Annotated in this window: 17 protein-coding genes and 1 pseudogene; 2 read left to right on the top strand and 16 right to left on the bottom strand. The window is 62.0% G+C overall.

Translation table 11 applies throughout. The features are described 5' to 3' along the window. Positions 1-158: 158 nt before the first annotated feature. Positions 159-1,436: a lipase family protein gene (locus Q7V20_RS08095; RefSeq protein WP_304788985.1), complete on the top strand. Its 1,278-nt coding sequence runs from the start codon at positions 159-161 to the stop codon at positions 1,434-1,436. A 61-nt stretch (positions 1,437-1,497) separates the two neighbouring features. On the opposite strand, the gene Q7V20_RS08090 is transcribed toward Q7V20_RS08095, so the two are convergent. From Q7V20_RS08090 to Q7V20_RS08025, 14 genes and pseudogenes are all read right to left on the bottom strand, one after another. Next, positions 1,498-1,869 carry a response regulator gene (locus Q7V20_RS08090; protein ID WP_304788983.1) on the bottom strand — a complete coding sequence of 124 codons (372 nt, stop codon included), beginning with the start codon at positions 1,867-1,869 and terminating at the stop codon, positions 1,498-1,500. Next, positions 1,866-4,553: a PAS domain S-box protein gene (locus tag Q7V20_RS08085; RefSeq protein WP_304788981.1), complete on the bottom strand. Its 2,688-nt coding sequence runs from the start codon at positions 4,551-4,553 to the stop codon at positions 1,866-1,868. Before Q7V20_RS08085 ends, Q7V20_RS08090 begins: the two co-directional genes overlap by 4 nt. Positions 4,554-4,706: 153 nt before the next feature. Then, positions 4,707-6,074: an oxygen-independent coproporphyrinogen III oxidase gene (hemN, locus tag Q7V20_RS08080; RefSeq protein ID WP_304788979.1), complete on the bottom strand. Its 1,368-nt coding sequence runs from the start codon at positions 6,072-6,074 to the stop codon at positions 4,707-4,709. A gap of 9 nt (positions 6,075-6,083) precedes the next feature. Further along, positions 6,084-7,568: a cytochrome c oxidase accessory protein CcoG gene (gene ccoG / locus Q7V20_RS08075; RefSeq protein ID WP_304788977.1), complete on the bottom strand. Its 1,485-nt coding sequence runs from the start codon at positions 7,566-7,568 to the stop codon at positions 6,084-6,086. Positions 7,569-7,575: 7 nt separating this feature from the next. Then, the gene (gene ccoP, locus Q7V20_RS08070) at positions 7,576-8,499 is read right to left on the bottom strand and encodes a cytochrome-c oxidase, cbb3-type subunit III (RefSeq protein ID WP_304788975.1); all 924 of its coding nucleotides are present in this window, start codon (positions 8,497-8,499) and stop codon (positions 7,576-7,578) included. Continuing rightward, positions 8,496-8,645 (bottom strand): cbb3-type cytochrome c oxidase subunit 3, encoded by a 150-nt coding sequence (locus tag Q7V20_RS08065; RefSeq protein WP_304788974.1) that lies wholly within the window; start codon positions 8,643-8,645, stop codon positions 8,496-8,498. Before Q7V20_RS08065 ends, ccoP begins: the two co-directional genes overlap by 4 nt. A 14-nt stretch (positions 8,646-8,659) precedes the next feature. Continuing rightward, on the bottom strand, positions 8,660-9,244 hold the full coding sequence (gene ccoO / locus Q7V20_RS08060; protein ID WP_304789285.1) for a cytochrome-c oxidase, cbb3-type subunit II: 585 nt from the start codon (positions 9,242-9,244) through the stop codon (positions 8,660-8,662). A gap of 42 nt (positions 9,245-9,286) precedes the next feature. Next, a pseudogene (gene ccoN, locus Q7V20_RS08055) lies at positions 9,287-10,708 on the bottom strand (cytochrome-c oxidase, cbb3-type subunit I); the annotation flags it as partial. 42 nt (positions 10,709-10,750) lie between these two features. After that, positions 10,751-10,906: a hypothetical protein gene (locus tag Q7V20_RS08050; RefSeq protein ID WP_304788972.1), complete on the bottom strand. Its 156-nt coding sequence runs from the start codon at positions 10,904-10,906 to the stop codon at positions 10,751-10,753. After that, the gene (locus Q7V20_RS08045) at positions 10,903-11,586 is read right to left on the bottom strand and encodes a sulfite exporter TauE/SafE family protein (RefSeq protein ID WP_304788970.1); all 684 of its coding nucleotides are present in this window, start codon (positions 11,584-11,586) and stop codon (positions 10,903-10,905) included. The genes Q7V20_RS08050 and Q7V20_RS08045 overlap by 4 nt, the downstream gene beginning before the upstream one ends. A 10-nt stretch (positions 11,587-11,596) precedes the next feature. Further along, on the bottom strand, positions 11,597-11,788 hold the full coding sequence (locus tag Q7V20_RS08040; protein ID WP_304788968.1) for a hypothetical protein: 192 nt from the start codon (positions 11,786-11,788) through the stop codon (positions 11,597-11,599). 48 nt (positions 11,789-11,836) lie between these two features. After that, positions 11,837-12,004, bottom strand: a complete 168-nt coding sequence (gene ccoS, locus Q7V20_RS08035; RefSeq protein WP_304788966.1) for a cbb3-type cytochrome oxidase assembly protein CcoS — start codon at positions 12,002-12,004, stop codon at positions 11,837-11,839. 6 nt (positions 12,005-12,010) lie between these two features. Continuing rightward, on the bottom strand, positions 12,011-14,272 hold the full coding sequence (locus tag Q7V20_RS08030) for a cation-translocating P-type ATPase (RefSeq protein ID WP_304788964.1): 2,262 nt from the start codon (positions 14,270-14,272) through the stop codon (positions 12,011-12,013). 7 nt (positions 14,273-14,279) lie between these two features. Beyond that, positions 14,280-14,810, bottom strand: coding sequence for a hypothetical protein (locus tag Q7V20_RS08025; RefSeq protein WP_304788962.1), 531 nt, complete (start codon positions 14,808-14,810; stop codon positions 14,280-14,282). Between the two features lie 229 nt (positions 14,811-15,039). Between Q7V20_RS08025 and Q7V20_RS08020 the strand changes: the two genes are divergently transcribed. Then, positions 15,040-15,834, top strand: coding sequence for a Crp/Fnr family transcriptional regulator (locus Q7V20_RS08020; RefSeq protein ID WP_304788960.1), 795 nt, complete (start codon positions 15,040-15,042; stop codon positions 15,832-15,834). Here the strand turns inward: Q7V20_RS08020 and Q7V20_RS08015 are convergent. Further along, positions 15,828-17,903 (bottom strand): PAS domain S-box protein, encoded by a 2,076-nt coding sequence (locus tag Q7V20_RS08015; RefSeq protein WP_304788958.1) that lies wholly within the window; start codon positions 17,901-17,903, stop codon positions 15,828-15,830. The genes Q7V20_RS08020 and Q7V20_RS08015 overlap by 7 nt on opposite strands. Continuing rightward, complete coding sequence (locus Q7V20_RS08010) at positions 17,900-18,634, bottom strand: winged helix-turn-helix domain-containing protein (RefSeq protein WP_304788956.1); 735 nt, start codon at positions 18,632-18,634, stop codon at positions 17,900-17,902. Before Q7V20_RS08010 ends, Q7V20_RS08015 begins: the two co-directional genes overlap by 4 nt. Between the last annotated feature and the right edge of the window lie 104 nt (positions 18,635-18,738).

The following is an 18,738-nucleotide window of genomic DNA, read 5'->3' as shown; positions in this document are numbered from 1 at the left end:
AGACATTCGGTCAAGCCCTCCTTGAGCACCATGAGCGCATGCGTTGCGGTGCGTCCAGCCCTGTGACGCGTCAAGCAATCCCCACCTACAACGCGAGGAGAAACTGAATGTCATTCCGCCCAACCACCACGCAACTGCTGGCCGTAGCCCAGGCTGCCTTGGCCGCACTCACTGTCACCGGCATCTCGAGCGCCAGCGCCACCACCACCACGCCTGATCCGTTCTACCAATACACAGACAGCACCCCCTTGTCCAGCATCGAGCCAGGCACGGTTCTCAAGACGCGCACCATTTCGCTCACCGTCGTGGGCATCAAGACGTCGGTGAAGGCCCTGCAACTGGTGTACCGCTCGACCGATGCCTTGCAGCGGCCATCCACAAACGTCACGACCGTGATCCTGCCCAAGTGCACGTCCACCTGCCCGAACAAGGACAAGGTGATTTCATATCAGTCCTTCTACGACTCGCTGAATCCGGAAGACTCACCTTCGCGGGCATACGCTGGTGGCAAAAGGTTTCAAGACCTCATTCCGGGACTCGAAGCGTTGTTGGTCTCGCCCTATCTGCAGAAAGGGTTCACCATCGTCATCTCCGACATCGAAGGCCAGAACGCCAACTTTGCGGCTGGCCCGGAGTACGGCTACAACACGCTTGACTCGATTCGTGCCGCGCTCAATGCGCCAGAGGCAGGCCTCACCAGGAATGCCAAGGTCGCGTTGATTGGTTACTCGGGCGGTGCGATCGCCACCGAATGGGCCGCCGAACTGGCGCCGAGCTACGCTCCAGACCTCAACCAGAACCTGATTGGTGCCACTTTTGGCGGCGTGCTGGTGAGCCCCGAGCACAACCTCGGCTACGTCGAAAACGCGCCACTCTGGGGCGGTGTTCTCGAGATGGCCTTCATTGGCATCGCACGCTCCTACGAGCTGGACATCACCAAGTACCTGTCCGACAAGGGGCTGGAGATCTACAACAAGATGAAGACCCAGTCGATCATGAACGTGCTCGGCCAGTACCCGAAGGTCACCTGGCAGGGCATCGTCAAGCCAGAGTATTGGGACCGCACGAAGGTGCCTGAATATGTCACCTCGGTGAATAAAATCATCATGGGCACTGGCGGCACACCCACCATCCCACTCCAAATTGGCCAGGGAACGGGCGGGATCTGGGAAGGCACGAAGACATCGCCGATCTATGGCAAGGGCGATGGTGTGATGCTCGCTGGTGATGTCCGTGCACTCGCGCGCCAGTATTGCGACCAGGGCGTGAAGGTGCAGCACAAGGAGTATGGATCGAGCCACTTCATCACCGCCATCAGCTGGCTGGCAGGAGCGACTCCCTGGATCAATGACCGGTTCGATGGCAAGCCTGCTCCGGAGAACTGCGCAAGCATCGCGCCCGGCAATTCGCTGGCGCCGCTTGTTTACACGCCCTGAAAAACAAGGCTTGACTTGGCCCCGCGTCCAACGGCCGGATACGCGGCCAGGTTCATCGCCGTCATGGAAGGCAAGACTGCACCTGCGAGATGAAGGTCGACACATTGATGGGCTTGGAGATGTAGCCATCGCACCCCGATGCGATCATTTTGGCCTCGTCACCTTTCATGGCGTAAGCCGTGAACGCCACGATCACGATGCCGGAGGTGGCTGGGTCGGCTTTGAGCCTACGGGTCAGCTCCAGGCCATCCATGTCGGGCAGCTGGATGTCCATCAAGATCAAATCGGGTTGGAACTCCGGGATGCTGTTCAATGCCGTGACCGCTCCACTTTCCACCTTCACGATGTACCCATTGGCCTCGAGCATGTAGGACACCAGCTCGAGGTTCATGTGGTTGTCATCGATGATCATCATGCGGTGGGCCGTCATCATGCGTCCTTGTCATCGTCGGCCAATGCTGCGGCTGTTGTCGTCGTGGCCAGCGGGCCTCTCCAGCGACGCAGGTCGTGCAGCAAGGCTTCAAGGCTGCCACCGCCTTTGCTCAGGATCGCCAAGGCGGAACGTGCCAGGTGCGCGTATTCCTCGGGGGTCAACAGCATGCTGGTCCAGATGAACACGGGCATGTCCTTCCATTCGGCTTGTCGGCGCAGTTCGTCCAGCATTTCAAAGCCGTCCATGCCGGGCATCATCAGGTCCAGGATGACCGCGTCGGGTCGATGCTGCGCCATCTCGTCAAGCGCCCGGCGGCCGTCAGACAAGCCGATGAACCCGATGTCGAGCTTGTTCAAAGTGGCTTCCATCAGATCCAGCGCAAGCTGGTCGTCGTCCACCACCATGACGCGCGCGCCGCTGCGCTGGGTCAGGCCTAAATTGCCCAGTGCCATGCCGAGCTGTTGGGTTTCCAACGGCTTGCTCAGCACGTCGGTCACGGGGAAGTTGGCAGCCTTTGAGGATGCTGTCCGCATGGACACGGCCACCACGGGCGATTCGCGACTCGGCCCCTTGCTGCGGATGGCCGAGAGCGCTTCCAGCCCACTGCAATCCGACAAGATCAGGTCCAGCGTGATCGCGTCGTACGGATGGTTGCGGGCATGTGCCACAGCTTGATCGCCGGTCGTGGCATGGTCCACCTCAACGCCCACGGCCAAGAGCGCATCGGCCATGAGGATTTGCTCGTCCGGGTTGTCCTTGATCACCAAAAAGCGATGCCCGCTGCCAAATGCCGGGCTGGGCAACGCCTCGCGCGAGGCGTTTTTCAGGTTCAGGATCAGGTGAAACACGCTGCCAACCCCGAGCGTGCTGCGCACTCCAATGTGCCCTCCCTGAGCTTGAACCAGTCGGCGCGTCAACGCCAGCCCCAAGCCTGTGCCTTGGTGGCGTTTGGTGTAGCCGCTGTCCAGCTGTTGAAACTCCACAAAGAGCTTAGACAAATCTTCGGAGGCAATCCCGACGCCGGTGTCTTCCACTTCAATCCGGAAGTGCGCATGGCCCTCTGGCATGGCCCGCAAAGTGACCTGCCCGCCTGGCCGCGTGAACTTGATGGCGTTGGACAGGTAGTTGTAGAGCACCTGCTTGAGTCGCGCAGGATCAATGTGAAGCTGGGCCACACGCTCATCGACCTCGGTACAGATGGTCACCCCTTGCCGGTTGGCCGAGGTCTGAAGGATCGCGGTGACTTCCTTGACCAGCAATGCCAGGTCCACGGATTCAGGGAAAAACTCAAGCTTGCCAGCTTCGACCTTGGACAGGTCCAGCACATCGTTGATCAGTTGCAGCAGGTGCTGACCGCTGGTTTCGATGTAGCCCAGGAAATCACGATGCTTGGGTGATTCAGCAGGGACCGCGCCGCTGTGCAACAAGCCTGCGAAGCCAATGATGGCATTGAGCGGTGTCCTCAGCTCATGCGACATGTTGGCCAGGAACTCGCTCTTGAGTCGATTCGCTGCGATGATCTGGCGGTTTTCAGCCTCCAGCCGTTCGGCGTCCAGGCGCATTTGCTCCACGCGCTTTTGATTCGTGATGTCCCTTGCAATCTTGGAGGCACCAATGATCCGGCCTTGCGCGTCTCTGACCGGAGAGATGGTGACCGAAACATCGACCAGATCGCCATTTTTGGCTCGGCGCACCGTGTCGAAGGCCGTGACCTGAGCACCCGCCGACAGCTCGGCCAGGATGGCCATTTCTTCAGCGGCGCGGTCCGGCGGCAGCAGCATCTGGATTTGCTGGCCAATCGCTTCTTGGGCGGTGTAGCCAAACAGCTTTTGTGCTGCGCTGTTCCAACTGGTGATGCGCCCTTCCAGGGTCTTGCCGATGATGGCGTCGCCGGAGGACTCGACAATGGCGGCCAGCTGATTGGCTTTGACTTCGGCCTGATTGAGCACGGTCATGTCGCGGAAAACCATGGCCAGCCCCCTGACCTCGCCGTCCGGCAGATAGGTCAAGGAGGCCTTCACTTCCACCGCGGTGCGCGTTTGATCGCGGCGGATGGCCACCACCTGGTGCGCGGCGTCAATGGTGACCCCGGTGTCGATCATGACATCGACCGGATTGCGGCCCAGGTAGGAATCTGGCCGGTCCTCGCGTTTGAAAACTTCCCAGAGGGGCTGGCCCAATGCCTGGGATTGGGTCCAGCCGGTGACCTGCTCGGCCACGGCATTCATGCGGCTGACACGGCCCTCGCGGTCGGTGGCCAAAAAACCCGCGCCAATGCTGGCCAGCGCGATGACGAGGGCTTCCTGGGTGTCTGCCAAATTTTCTTCTGCGGTACGCCGCTGCTTGATTTCAGCCTGCAGCGCCTGAATGCTGGACTGCAGCTGGCCGACCGAAGGGATCTTGAGCGCCTTGGGGATCAAGGGCCACAGGGCCACGGCGGTGATCAGCGAGATGATGGCCGTGGCCACTTTGCTGATGGCCTGCCAACCATAAAGCGGCTGCCAAATGGTGACCACATCCATCACATGGGTGATGCCGCAGGCAAAGATGAAGGCTGAAAAGAGCCCGATCAGCCAGTTCAGGGACGATTCGCCCCGTTGGCGGACAAAACTCAGCATGGCCAGGGGTATCGAGAAGTAGGCGCCGGCGATGACCAGGTCCGCCGTCACCATGGACCACAACAACTGCGGTTGCCAGGTAAAGCAATAGCCATGGGGCAAGTACCCATTTCGCCCTAGAAACGAAACGATGTCATCCACTGACCAGCCCTCCACTAAAGGGCGATGATCGACCGTTTCGCGAGCGGCTGTCAATGGGTGGCGTAGGCGCCACTGTTTTCAGCCGAGGTAGCGGTCAAACACCATGGACACGTTTCGCACAAAATGCCAACCCAGTGGTGTCAACTGCACTGCGCGGGGCTCGATGACCAGCATGCCCTCCTCGGCCATGGCCTGCAATCGGGCCAGTTCGGGTTTGAAGTAGTCGGGCACCTTGATGCCGCAAGTCTTTTCGATCGCATCGAAATCCAACCGGCCTTGGCACATCAATGCCATGACGACCGTGCGGCGAATGAGGTCATCGCTGGACAACCTGAGGCCCTTCTCGGTAGGGAAATGCCCGTGCAGCAGCGCGGCCTCGTACTGGTCCAGCGTCTTGGCGTTCTGCGAATAGCTGGCTCCGACGCGCCCGATGGCAGACACCCCCAGCGCCACGATGTCGCAGTCAGGCTGGGTGCTGTAGCCTTGAAAATTGCGCTGAAGCCTGCCCTGCCGCTTGGCCACGGCCAGCGAATCGTTGGGCAGTGCGAAGTGGTCCATGCCAATGTAGTCATAGCCTTCGGCCTTGAAGCACTTGATCGCCTGCTCCAGCATGTTGATCCTTTGCACGGGCGTGGGCAGGTCTGGCGTCAGGATCCGGCGCTGTGGCTTGAAGCGCTCTGGCATGTGGGCGTAGCCGTACAGCGCAATGCGGTCGGGGCGAAGCTGTGCCACCTGTCCCAATGTTCGCGCAAACGATTCAGGCGTTTGCTTGGGCAGGCCGTAGATCAGGTCCATGTTGATCGAGCCATACCCCAGCGATCGGGCGCTTTCCATCAGGTCTCGCACAGACTCGAAGGGTTGCAGGCGGTGAACGGCGGCTTGCACCTGCTCGTTGAAGTCCTGCACACCAAAGCTGAGTCGGTTGAATCCCAGATTGGCCAGTTTGGCCAGTCGTTGGGGTGTCACGGTTCGTGGGTCGACCTCGATCGACATTTCAGCATCAGGCGAGAAACTGACCGCGCGGCGCAAGATGGACATCAAGCGGCTGATCTCCGCATCGCTCAGAAACGTGGGGGTTCCACCACCGAGGTGAAGTTGCGAGGCTTGCTGGGGTTGTCGCCACGCTCGCAAATGCAGCTCGACCTCCCGCTCGATCATGTCAAGGTACTTGGTGGCCCGAGTGTGGTCGCGCGTGACGACCTTGTTGCAGGCGCAGTAATAGCACACTGATTCGCAGAACGGCACATGCACGTACACAGACAAGGGCGAGATGGCCAGCCCTGCCTCCAGGCCATCGGCGCGCTCTCTCAACGCCAGTTCATAGTCCTTCGACTTGAAGCGATCATGGAAGCGGTCGGCCGTGGGGTAGGAGGTGTAACGCGGACCACTCTTGTCCAGGCGTTGGAGCAATCGTGAATCCAGCTCCACAGACGATGAACTGCTCATGAACGACTTTCAACGAGGGATGACGAAGGTGGACTTCTCCACCACGCTGGCGTTGTCGTCTTGGCCATCACTGGACAGGCGCTCGATTCGAAACTGAATCGGATGGGCCCCGGCGCTCAATTGCCGGGCAGACTCATGCGGCACCTGAACCACGACCGGGAACCAGCGTGCTTCGGTGGCCTCGACCTGAACCTCTGCCAGACCAGTGACCTTGGCGCCCGGCAAACCGGTGACCTGCACTTGCAGCCGCTGGGATTGCTCCGTGGCGTTCATCAGTTGCAGGCGGTAGACGTTTTCAACATGGCCCTCCCCTGCGATCCGCGCGAGGGAGCCGCGGTCTCTCACCACATCAACCTTGAAGGGGCTTTTCATGGCCAGGCTGGCCACCAGCCCCAGTGAGATGGCCGTCAGGATACCGCTGTAGATGAGGATGCGGGGCCGCAGCATGCGCGCCATCATCTGGCGCGAAGTGAGCTTCTGTTCCATGCCGGTCTGCGTGGCGTACTTGATCAGTCCGCGCGGATAGCGCATCTTGTCCATCACGCTGTCGCAGACGTCAATGCAGGCGGCGCAGCCAATGCACTCGTATTGCAGGCCGTTGCGGATGTCGATGCCGGTGGGGCACACCTGCACGCACAGGCCGCAGTCGATGCAGTCGCCCAGGCCCAGTTGCTGAAGGTCGGCACTGCGGGCGCGGGTTCCACGAGGGTCGCCACGCGCCTGGTCATAGCTGATGATCAGGGTGTCGTGGTCAAACATCGCACTCTGGAAGCGTGCGTAAGGGCACATGTACTTGCAGACCTGCTCGCGCAGATAACCGGCATTGCCATACGTGGCCAGCCCATAGAACAGCACCCAGAAGGTTTCCCAGGGCCCCAGGTTGAACTGAGTGACCTCGGCGGCCAGGGTTCTGATGGGGGTGAAGTAGCCCACGAAAGTGAAGCCCGTCCACAAGGCAATGGCGCCCCAGGTGAAGTGCTTGCCAAACTTGCGCCAAAGCTTTTGCCAGCCCCAAGGCCCGGCATCCAGCTTGAGGCGTTGGTTGCGGTCGCCTTCGAACAGGCGCTCGGTCCACAGGAATATCTCGGTGTAAACAGTTTGCGGGCATGCGTAGCCGCACCACAGGCGCCCGGCCACGGCGGTGAACAGGAACAGCGCAAAGGCGCAGATCACCAACAGGCCCGTCAGGTAGATGAAATCCTGCGGATACAAAACCAGGTCAAAGATGAAGAAGCGCCTGGCAGTCAGGTCAAACAACAAGGCTTGGCGACCGTTCCAGGGCAACCAGGCCAGGCCGTAGAACAAGGCCTGGGTCAGCCAGACCAAGGTCCAGCGCCAAGCGGCAAACCAGCCGTGCACCGCGCGTGGGTGGATCTTGGGCTGCTTTTCATACAGAGACACCAGCTGCGCTGCATCACCCCCAGCGCCGCCGTTGGCCACAGGAACGATCGGGATGACACGTGCCGACGTCGCTTTCTTGTCCGTTCCAGCCATGGTGTCTTTACCGTTGCAGGGCAACGCTCTCCACCTTGGGTTGAGACATCTGCCAGACATACGCCGCCAGGACGTGGATCTGCTCGGCACTCAGGCGGCTGCCATGGGCAGGCATCTGGTTGGTCTTGCCATTTTTGATCATGCTCATGACGGCCTCTTCACCCCAGCCATGCAGCCAGACCTTGTCGGCCAGATTGGGCGCACCCATGGCTTGATTGCCTTTGCCATCTGCACCGTGACAGGCTGCGCAGGCCGCGAATGACGACCGGCCCAGTTGCGCCGCGATGTTGTTGTGAGCACCACCAGACAGGCTCAAGACATAGTGGGCCAGGTTACGCGCATCGGCTTCGGAGTCCACTGCAGCAGCCATGGGCGGCATCATGCCAATGCGTCCTTTCGTGATGGTTTCCTTGATTTTCTCGATGTCGCCACCGTGAATCCAGTCGCTGTCGGTCAGGTCGGGGAAGCCTTTGCTGCCCCGAGCGTCCGAGCCGTGGCAGGTGGCACAGTTGTTGACGAACAGGCGCTCGCCAATGCCCATCGCCTGAGGATCTTTCGCCAACTGGTCGGCGGGCAGACCTGCGAACTTGGCATAAAGGGGGGCACTCAGCGCGCGGGCTGCTTCCACTTCGGCGGCGTGCTGACCGTTGGTACTCCAGTCAAAGTAGCCGCGTGCGCTGCCCAAGCCAGGATAGAGGGCCAGGTAGGCAAAGGCGAACACCACCGTTCCGATGAACAGCCCCATCCACCACCGAGGCAGCGGGTTGTTCAACTCACGCAGGTCTTCGTCCCAGACGTGGCCGGTGGTGTTGTCGCCAGGAATGACCTTGCGCCTTGCGGCGATGACCAACAAGGCCAGGCAGGCCAGCAAGCCAATGATGGTGGCTGCGGCAACGTAGACGGACCAGCCGCTGCTGATGAAATCACTCACGACTGTGGCTCCTCGTCGCTGAAAGGCAGTTGTGCTGCGGCATCGAAATGGGCACGATTGCCTGGCCAGCAGGCCCACACGGCAATGCCGCCGAAGCTGATGAAACTGGCCAGGGTGACCAGGACGCGTAACTCATTGAGGTCCATGTGGGGTCTCCTTGTCACTTCAGTTGGGTACCCAGCACCTGCAGATAGGCGATGAGCGCATCCAGCTCGGTCTTGCCCTGCACGGCCTCGGACGAACCATCGACCTCGGCTTGCGTGTAAGGCACGCCCAGTCGTTTCATGGCGGTCAGGCGCGGCGGCATGCTGGCAGGATCGACTGGCTTGGTGGCCAACCATGGGTACGCCGCCATGTTGGATTCAGGGACCAGGTCGCGGGGGCTGGTCAGGTGAATGCGGTGCCACTCATCGCTGTACTTGCCGCCCACGCGCGCCAGGTCAGGACCTGTGCGCTTGCTGCCCCACTGGAAAGGCCGGTCGTAGACGAACTCGCCCGCCAGGGAGTAGTGGCCGTAGCGCAGTGTTTCCGACTGCAGAGCGCGGATCATCTGCGAGTGGCAGTTGTAGCAACCTTCGCGCAGGTAGATGTCACGGCCGACGAGTTGCAAGGCGGTGTAGGGCTTGACGCCTGCCACAGCTTCGGTGGTGGAGCGCTGGAAGAACAAGGGCACGATCTCAACCAGACCACCCACGGCCACCACCAGCAGGATGAGGACGATCATCAAGCCATTGTTGGTCTCGATTTTTGCGTGTCCGCGTGCGGGGGTGCCGTGCTCTTCATGTTTGACTGCCGGAACCTGCGCAACAGCTGGTTTGCCAGCGCGCACGGTCATGATCACGTTCCACGCCATCAGCAACATGCCGCTGAGGTACAGCAGGCCGCCCGCCAGGCGAACCACGTAGAACGGGAAGGTGGCCTTCACGCTTTCAATGAAGCTGTACACCAAGGTGCCATCCGGGTTCACCGCACGCCACATCAAGCCCTGCATCACACCAGCAATCCACATGGCCGCGATGTAGAGGACCACGCCCAGTGTCGCGATCCAGAAGTGGATCTCGATCGCCCTGACGCTGAACATGCGAATCTGGCCAAACATGCGGGGAATCAGGTAGTACAGCGAGCCCATGGTGATGAAACCAACCCAACCCAAGGCCCCGGCGTGCACGTGGCCCACCGTCCAATCCGTGTAGTGCGACAGCGCATTGACGGTTTTGATGGACATCATCGGGCCTTCGAAGGTGGCCATGCCATAGAAGGACAAGGCCACGATCAGGAACTTGAGGATGGGGTCGTCGCGCAGCTTGTACCAGGCGCCCGACAAGGTCATCACACCGTTGATCATGCCGCCCCAGCTGGGCGCCAGCAGCACCAGCGAGAACACCATGCCCACCGATTGCGCCCAATCGGGCAAGGCGGTGTAGTGCAGATGGTGCGGGCCCGCCCACATGTAGGTGAAGATCAGCGCCCAGAAGTGAACGATCGACAAGCGATACGAGTACACCGGCCGCTCAGCCTGTTTGGGGATGTAGTAATACATCATGCCCAGGAAGCCGGCAGTCAGGAAGAAGCCGACGGCATTGTGGCCGTACCACCATTGCACCATCGCGTCTTGCACGCCTGCGTAAGCCGAGTAGCTCTTCCACAGGCTCACGGGCATGACGGCACTGTTGACCACGTGCAGCAAGGCCACGGCCAGGATGAACGCCCCAAAGAACCAGTTGGCCACGTAGATGTGCCGAACCTGGCGCTTGGCGATGGTGCCAAAAAACACGATCGCATAAGACACCCACACCACCGTGATCAGGATGTCGATGGGCCACTCCAGCTCGGCGTATTCCTTGCCTTGCGTGTAGCCCATGGGGAGTGTGATCGCAGCCGCCACGATGACGGCCTGCCAACCCCAGAACGTGAACCTGGCCAAGGCCGGGGCGAACAATCGAGTCTGCCCCGTGCGTTGAGCCACGTGGTAAGACGTGGCGAACAGTGCGCAGCCGCCAAAGGCAAAGATCACCGCGTTGGTGTGCAGGGGGCGCAGACGCCCATAGCTGAGCCAGGGGATGTTCGCCGTCAGGTCGGGCCAAGCCAGTTGGGCAGCAATCAGGACGCCGACGGTCATGCCGACCACGCCCCACAGCACCGCCGCCAGCGCAAACTGTCGAACGGGCCAGTCGTCATAGCTGACCACGGCAGATTTTAGAGCGGCCATTCGGCGCGTCCTTTCGTTGTTTCTTGCTTGAGATGGAAGGGTCTACCGGGATTGTTGGGTAGAAGGCTCATTGGGGCCTTGACGCTGATCAAGGCTGAGCGCGGCGGCCCGCTCATCGTGTTCATTCAGCCCTGCCGCCACCAGCACGCCGGTGGCGCCCAAGGTGGCCAGGACAAAGGCAATGGCTTGGATCATCATGTGGTGGTACACCAGGTTGCGAAGCGGTACCAGAGGTCGTGCGTCAAGGCCCACCCGGAGGCGAGCACCAGGCCGATCCCGGCGATGCGAAAACCGTTCAGCGAAAGCTGTCCGGGAGAAATGGTGGTGCCGTGATGGGCCTGCCATCGCTTCCACGCCCAAGGCGCGAGCAGCAGGCCAGGCATGGAGGCCACCGAGAAAGCGCCCATCACCAGGGCACCGGCGAAGGGTGTGTTGGCCAGTGCTGCCAAGACCAGCGCGCCTTGCAGTGCTGCGCAGGGCCAGGCCGCCCACGCCAGGCCCGACAAGCCAGCGCGCAGCACGGGCGAATGGCGACCGGGCATGCGGATGACGGACACGGTGTCATCGCGCCTCATCCACGCGGGCTGCTCGCCCGTGAACAACCACCACAAGCCCAGTCCCAGGCAGGCCAGGTGCAAAAGCGTCCACAACGGACGAAGCGCAGGCACCGTTTCGCTCCAGACGCCGAGGGTGGACACGCTGTAGGCGGCCAGTGCGCCCACGAGCATGTAGCTGATCAGGCGCCCCGCCTGAAAACTGGCCGTGCTGTGCTTGTCGCCGCGCGTCAAGGCCGCACAAGGTGTCGCGCACATGACCGCGCAATGCGGTGTGGCGGCCACGCCCATGGCCAAGCCAGCGAGGATCAGTGGCCACTGCATGGCGTCAGCGTCAACGACGAAAAGCCTGCGAGGCAGATCCTGGATTGGGCACAGGCTGGTCACCGCCGTGAATGGCCAATGCCAGCGTGATGAAGCCAGCGACCACGACCAAGGCCGGGCCGCCAATCACCAGCCACACCATGCGGATGCGCCACCATGGCAGCGTGGGTGGCCCCATGATTGTTTGTGTGTTGTCAGCCATCAAAGCCTCTGCTTTCTTGCTCAGCAGAGATTGTTCGATGAAGTGCCTTCAGTCGCCTTGATGCAGATCAATCGCTTCTTGCGCGGCATCCAGAATTTGCTCGCCGTGCTGCTCCACATCGTCAAACTGACCGGAATACAGTGCCCAGGCAAAAACACCCAAGATGACCAGCACCAAGACCGACGACAGGGGAATCAACAGATAGAGGATGTCCATGCCGGGTCAGCGCGAAAGGCGCAAGGAGTTCAACACGACCAACAGTGAACTGGTGGCCATGCCCAGACCAGCAGCCCAAGGCGGCAACCAACCCATCAGGGCCAACGGTATGCAGGCCGCGTTGTAAGAAGCAGCCCAGATGAGGTTTTGGCGCACGACGCGCAAGGCTTTTTTGGCGAGGGCGCGTGCGCGAACGACATCCTGCAAGTCATTGGTGACCAACACCCCATCAGCCTGGGCCCGGGCAATTTGCGCCCCCTCCCCCATGGCAATGGAAGTGTCGGCTTGCGCCAGAACGGGCGCGTCATTGATGCCATCGCCCAGCATGGCGACATGCTGCCCCCGCGCCTGAGCCTCGCGCACCGCGCTCAGCTTGTCTTGAGGCGCCATGCCGCCTTGGCAGCCACTCAGGCCCAGCAAGCGGCCCACATGATGAGCACGCTCCACGCTGTCACCCGACAACAAGATGACTTTCACGCCATCCTGTTCAAGGCTGCGGACGGCCTCCATGGCGCCAGGACGCAGTGTCTCGGTGAACCGGAAGCAAGCCACCGGTTGACCATCGCGGCTCAGCCAAGTTTCCGCATCATGGCCATCGTTGGCCGCCACTGGCACCACGGAGGATGCGCGCCCCAGTTGCCAGCGCGATCCGTCGCTGGCGCAACCCTCAATGCCCTGGCCCGGCGTTTCACGCAGACCATGCCATGCCGTTGCGGATTTGGCTGTCTCTTGTGCCAGCACCTTGGCCAGGGGGTGCGTGGACCAGGCGGCGAGCGAGGCGGCTTGTTGGCGTACCGCATCATCGGTCCAATGCTCATCCAGGCCGGTGCGGATCATGGTGGCCTGCTGGCGCTGCGCCTCGGTCAAGGTGCCGGTTTTGTCGATGAACAAGGTCTGCATGCCAGCAAGGCCTTCAATGGCCTCGATCCGGCGCAACAGCAGGCCCCGCTTGCCCAGGGCCATGGCGGCCGACAGCATGGCGGAAGGCGCCGCCAGTGACAACGCGCATGGGCAAGTCACGATCAGCACGGAGACGGCAACCCAGATGGCCCGGGAGGGATCGATCACGCTCCACACAGCCGCTGCTCCGGCCGCCAGCACCAGGATGGCCCACAGGAACGGCGTCGCCCAGCGGTCACCCGCCGTGATCGCCGAGGGGCGCTGGGTGCGGGCGTCGCGCATCATGGCCACGATCGCCTCGTAGCGGGTGTCCGCCCCCACGTGCTCGACCCGCATGGCGACCGGGGCGCCCAGGTTCAGGCTCCCCGCCACCACCGCATCGCCAATGGTCTTTTCGACGGGGGTTGACTCACCTGTCAGCAGCGATTCATCTGCGCGCGTCTGGCCTTGGGTCAGGACACCATCGGCACAGAATGCCCCGCCCACCGGCACCCGAACGGTGTCGCCGCGCTGCAGGCGCAGCACGCTGATCGCGGCCACGCTGCCATCCGGGTGCTCGCGCAAGGCCACCTCGGGCAGGCGCCCAATGGTGTCCTCGAGCGAGCGTTCAGCATGGTGGCGGGCCCGCATTTCGAGGTACCGCCCCCCCAACAGGAAGCTGACGAACATGGTCAGCGAATCAAAGTAAACCTCGCGGCCAAAAACGCCTTCCGGATCGAAGGTGGCGCCACTGCTGGCGATGAAGGCCACCAGCATGCCCAGCGCGGCTGGCACGTCCATCCCGATTCGGCCATGCCGCAATGAGCGCCAGGCGCCGGTCAGGAAGGGCGCTGCTGCGAAGATCATCACCGGCAGCGTGAGCAGCCAGCTTCCCCAATCCAGCAACTGTTTCAAGTCGGGCGCGAGTTCGCCAGTTGCACTGACGTACGACGGGGTGGCCAACATCATCACCTGCATGGCGCAAAAAGAGGCCACGAACAGGCGCCAAAGCGCATCGCGCGATTCCTTCAAGCGCATGGCCCGAGCGCCGGCCACGGTGTCTGGTGAAGCGCGATAGCCGGCTTGCTCGATGGCCTGCACCAGCGCTGAGGGGCGGGTCAACTCAACATCCCAGGAGACGGTCGCGCACTGCCCTGCGGCGCTGACGCGCACCTCGGTCACGCCGGGCACGGCTCGGAGCGCATGCTCGATGGTCGATGCGCAAGCCGCGCAATGCATGCCGCCAATGCGCAAGGATGACTCGCCCAGTCGCCGACCATTGGCCACGGATGTCCAGCGGGTGAATCGCGCAGCCTCCACCTCGTCATCGAGCACCGCCACCTGGGCCTCGGGCATGGAGGGCGGTGGAGGCTGGGGCTGGATGTTCATGGGATGGTCAGCGCAGGGTGCTCAGCAACACGGCTTGAATGAAGGCTTCGCGGCAACCATGGTCATCATGGGCCGTGCCGGCCACGTGCGCCAGCGCCTGATGCCTCATGCGATCGAATTGTTTGAACGCCTGATGGCTGCTGGCGCCAATGGCGTTGTAGACCACGGTGCCGGCATGTTGTGCCAACTGTTCAACCACCTCGCCATCAACCCCCTGGCACTCAACCGCGTCATACAGCCTGCCCAGCATTCTGGCCGTGGCGATGAGCTCAGCCCCTGGCCTCAGGCCTGCATCACCCGAGCGGATCCGTGCCACGCGTGCGCCCAGGCTGGTGGCGGCATGCTCGAAAGTGCTGGCATCTTCCGGATCCGATGACCCGTAAATGAGGGCAATGTTCTTGCCACGCAGCAGCATCTGGGGCGCGCCGCCAGTGCCTGGCCCAGCCAGACTGTCCGCCACACAGCACAGGGCCTCGGCCTGCTGTTCGTTCAGGCCGGTCGGGATGTTCAGCGCGTTGAAGTCGAGGTAGATGCTCACATTGGGCGGCCATGAGGCATGGCATCGGAATGATGTTCTGCCGAGGTCGGAGGCTAAGCGGCAACCCGGCCGCCGTGCTTGACGCAGGTCAAACGATGCCGCCTTGATACAAGCCGTTTACGCAACGTTACGGAGCGCGACAGAGCGTTGGCACGTCATTGATCCGCGATTTCTAGACTGAGCAGCATTGACAGACACCCTCCAACGCACCGCCCTGAGAAAGCCGCAGATGACCACCACTTCCACCCACACTTCTGCCCTGCCCGCTCACCCGCCCTTCGCCGTCCCGGCGATGGCCGATCTGGGCTGGAGAAACACGGATGCCACGGTGGTGAGCGAACGGATTGCGGGTAGCCTGCGTTTGCTGCAACAAGCCGTGACCATCCAGCGGCGCCTGGTGCACGCGGGCGACAAGATCTATGAGGCCGGGCAACCTTTCAAGTACCTGTACGTGCTCAATTCGGGCATCTTCAAGACCATCAATGCATCGCAGGATGGCCGTGAACAAGTCGTCGGCTTGCACTTCAAGGGTGATTGGCTGGGCTTTGACGGCATTGCACGTGGCCGCTATGGCTGCGACGCCGTCGCGATGGACACGGCTGAAGTCTGGTGCCTGAGCTACGAAGCCTTGTGCCAGGCCGCCGCTGCGCAGCCAGCGTTGCTGACCCTGCTCCACGAGTCCATGAGCCGTGAAATCACGCGTGACCGGGATTCGCTGTTGTCGCTGTGCACCTTGTCCGCCGATGCCCGGGTGGCCGACTTCCTGCGGTACTGGGCCGAGTCACTGGCCCAGCGCGGCTTGCGCACCGACCAGATCACATTGCGCATGACCCGCGCAGAAATTGGCAATTACCTGGGCATGACGCTGGAAACCGTCAGCCGCGCCTTGACCCGATTGGCCAGCAAGAGCCTGATCGGCTTCACGGCCAAAGGCCGACGCGACATCCTGATCCCCGACGTGGCGCAACTGGTGGCTTTCATTGAAAGCAGCTTGCCTGCCACCCGCACGGCCACGCTTCAATGAGGTGATGCCGAGGTGACCCTGGCGATGGCATTGGCCAGCTCATCTCGGCCGTAAGGCTTCTGGAGCAACTCCCAATGCTCGGGCGCGTCGCGGTTGGCGTCCAGCAGTTCGGATGAGAAACCCGACATCAGGATGATGGCCAAAGCGGGCCAGCGTGCTTGCGCGATCTTGGCCAGCTCCATGCCGCGCATGCCCGGCCCCAAGGCGATGTCGGTCAGCAGGAGTTGAGCATCCTCACCGGCATCGAAACCGATCAATGCCTCTTCCGCACTGGCGAAAGGCGTGACCCGGCAGCCCAGTGTTTCGAGAAAACGCTGAACAACGGCTCTGACCTCCGCGTCGTCTTCAACCAGCACCACCCTAAGGTTCACTGGCACCAGGTGTTTGGACGTGGCGGGTGACAACTCCGGCTCATCCTTCTGAGGTGTTGCGGGGATGTACAAGGTCAAGGTTGTGCCAACGCCGATGGTGCTGTCCATCGCCACCGCACCCCTCGATTGCCGGGCAAAACCGTAGACCGTGCTCAAGCCCAGCCCCGTGCCTCGACCGGCTTCTTTGGTCGTGAAGAAGGGTTCGAACGCGCGCTTCTTGACCTCCTCGGACATGCCCGTGCCCGTGTCTGTCAGTGATATTTCGACAAAGGGATGGGTCGTGGCCTGGCCATCCGCATCCACCACCTCGGATTGAATATCGTCTGGCAAGGTATCGCAGGCTTTGCAGGCGATGGTCAGCGTGCCACCATCGGGCATCGCATCGCGCGCATTGATGGCCAGGTTGAGCAGTGCGGCTTCGAGTTGGCCCGGGTCGGCCAGGCAAGGCGGGCACGACTCATCCACCTCCAACCTGATCTGAATGCGCTGGTCCAAGGTGCGCCGCAACATGTCGGCCAATGAGTACAGTTGAGCGACCACATCGACTCGCCCCGGCTGCAGCACTTGCCTGCGAGAAAAGGCCAGAAGCTTGCTGGTCAACTCGGCACTTCGCTTGCCCGCCCTCAACGCCGCGCCAAGCAACTGCTGGGCATGTGGATCGCCGGTGATGGCGGGTAGCTCTTCCAGCACCTGGAGGTTGCCCTGGATGACGGTCAGGAGGTTGTTGAAATCGTGCGCGATGCCGCCGGTGAGTTGCCCGACGCTTTCAAGGCGCTGTGAATGCCGCAAGGCCTCTTCGGTTTGCGCTCGTTGCAAAGTGCTGGCCAGCAGATTGCCGACCGACTCCAGGAAGCGGGTTTCGTCTTCACCAAAACGTGCCGCTTGCGTGGACCTGACGACCAGCACACCCACCGTCCTGCCACGATCGGAAAGCGGCACGGCCAAGCCACTGATCAGCCCGGCCTCCAGGTAGGCGGGCAACACGGTGACGCGCGTTTCAATGCGCCCATCGGGCACCAGCAGCGGTGCATTGGTGGCCAGAACATGGCCCGGAATGCGATCAGGCGTGCAGGGAATCAGGGTGCGCAGCGGCTCTTCTGCCACCAAGCCCACACCGCTGGCCACCTGAAAATGCAAGCGGCTGTCATCCAGCAGGTACACCGCGCTGGATTCGACCTGCAAGGCATCCGTGGCCATCACCGGCACCTGCTGCATGAGCTCCTGGGGGTCACGCATGTCCACCGCCAGCCGCCCCAAACGAGCCACATAGTCGCTGTACCGGGCGCGCTGCAAAGCCTGCTTGACGCGTGGGTAGGCCCCGATGCCCCGGATCGCAGTCACGACATAAGGAAAGCCGAAGTCTTTGAGCGGGCTGAGCGCAATTTCGACCATCACCTCCGAGCCGTCTTTGCGTTTGGCCACCAGGTCCATCTGCGTGCCCATTGGGCGGGCATGCGGTTTGTGGCTATATTCTTCACGGTAGTGGGCATGCCGAGGGCGAATGGCATCGGGTACCAAGGCATCAACCGCGAGCCCCACCAGTTCACCCATGCCGTAACCCAGCAGCTCGGTGGCCGCCGGGTTGGCCATCACGATCGTGCCGCCGCCGTCCACCAGCAACAGGGCATCGGGATACGCCTTGAAGATGGACTGGAATACCGAGACCTGGTCCAGACCTGCGGGCAAATGATGGTTCATGATGCGGCGCTGACGATCGGCACGAAGACGTACCCCGCCCCGCGGACCGACTTGATGATCTTGGGATCCTGCGAGTCTTCTTCGAGCTTCTTGCGAAGGCGCCCCACCTGCACATCGATCGTGCGGTCGAAGGGCCCCGCCTCACGCCCTCGGGTGTGTTCCAGCAGGAAGTCGCGGGACAACACGCGCCCGGGATGCTGCAGAAACACTGCCAGCAAATCGAACTCGCCGCTGGTCAGTGGCACCTCGTCGCCTTGCGGTGCCAACAAGCGGCGGGCACCTTGGTCAAAGGTCCAGTTCAGAAAACACCATGCGTCATGAACCTGGGGCGCGGCCTGCAGGGCAGGCTCGGTCGCGGGCGGTGCGATTCGGCGCAAAACCGCCTTGGTGCGGGCCAGCAGTTCGCGCAGATCAAAAGGCTTGGTGACATAGTCGTCTGCGCCCAGTTCAAGGCCCACCACTTTGTCCACCGGGTCGCCCCGGCCGGTCACGATCAAGAGGCCACAACGCCAGTTTTCGCGAATCTGCCGGGCGATGCCCAAGCCGTCCTCGCCGGGCAAGCCCAGGTCCAGCAGCACCACCTGAGGCGCATCAATCGCCATCATTGCCATCAAGGCCGCGCCGGAGTGGAGCGTGCTGACACGGAACCCATGACCGGAGAGGTAGTTGCCCAGCAATCGGGTGATCTCGGGCTCATCATCGACAACGGCAATGTGGACTGGGCTTGACACGTTGATTTCTTGATCTGGCGCAAAGGGATTCGAGGGCCGTCGTCTATTTTCATGGGTCTGACGGCAGCCCGGATGGAGATGATTATGAACCCATTGCGCTGGCC

This window comes from Aquabacterium sp., from assembly GCF_030652515.1.
Classification (GTDB): Bacteria; Pseudomonadota; Gammaproteobacteria; order Burkholderiales; family Burkholderiaceae_C; genus Aquabacterium.
This window is presented reverse-complemented; position numbering and strand designations above follow the sequence as displayed.

Bases quoted from the DNA above. Each gene is read 5' to 3' on its own strand.
- Q7V20_RS08090 (WP_304788983.1), bottom strand. From the start codon at position 1,869: ATGATGACGGCCCACCGCATGATGATCATCGATGACAACCACATGAAC.
- hemN (WP_304788979.1), bottom strand. From the start codon at position 6,074: ATGAGCAGTTCATCGTCTGTGGAGCTGGATTCACGATTGCTCCAACGC.
- ccoG (WP_304788977.1), bottom strand. From the start codon at position 7,568: ATGGCTGGAACGGACAAGAAAGCGACGTCGGCACGTGTCATCCCGATC.
- Q7V20_RS08065 (WP_304788974.1), bottom strand. From the start codon at position 8,645: ATGGACCTCAATGAGTTACGCGTCCTGGTCACCCTGGCCAGTTTCATC.
- Q7V20_RS08050 (WP_304788972.1), bottom strand. From the start codon at position 10,906: ATGATGATCCAAGCCATTGCCTTTGTCCTGGCCACCTTGGGCGCCACC.
- Q7V20_RS08045 (WP_304788970.1), bottom strand. From the start codon at position 11,586: ATGCAGTGGCCACTGATCCTCGCTGGCTTGGCCATGGGCGTGGCCGCC.
- Q7V20_RS08040 (WP_304788968.1), bottom strand. From the start codon at position 11,788: ATGGCTGACAACACACAAACAATCATGGGGCCACCCACGCTGCCATGG.
- ccoS (WP_304788966.1), bottom strand. From the start codon at position 12,004: ATGGACATCCTCTATCTGTTGATTCCCCTGTCGTCGGTCTTGGTGCTG.
- Q7V20_RS08030 (WP_304788964.1), bottom strand. From the start codon at position 14,272: ATGAACATCCAGCCCCAGCCTCCACCGCCCTCCATGCCCGAGGCCCAG.
- Q7V20_RS08020 (WP_304788960.1), top strand. From the start codon at position 15,040: ATGACCACCACTTCCACCCACACTTCTGCCCTGCCCGCTCACCCGCCC.
- Q7V20_RS08015 (WP_304788958.1), bottom strand. From the start codon at position 17,903: ATGAACCATCATTTGCCCGCAGGTCTGGACCAGGTCTCGGTATTCCAG.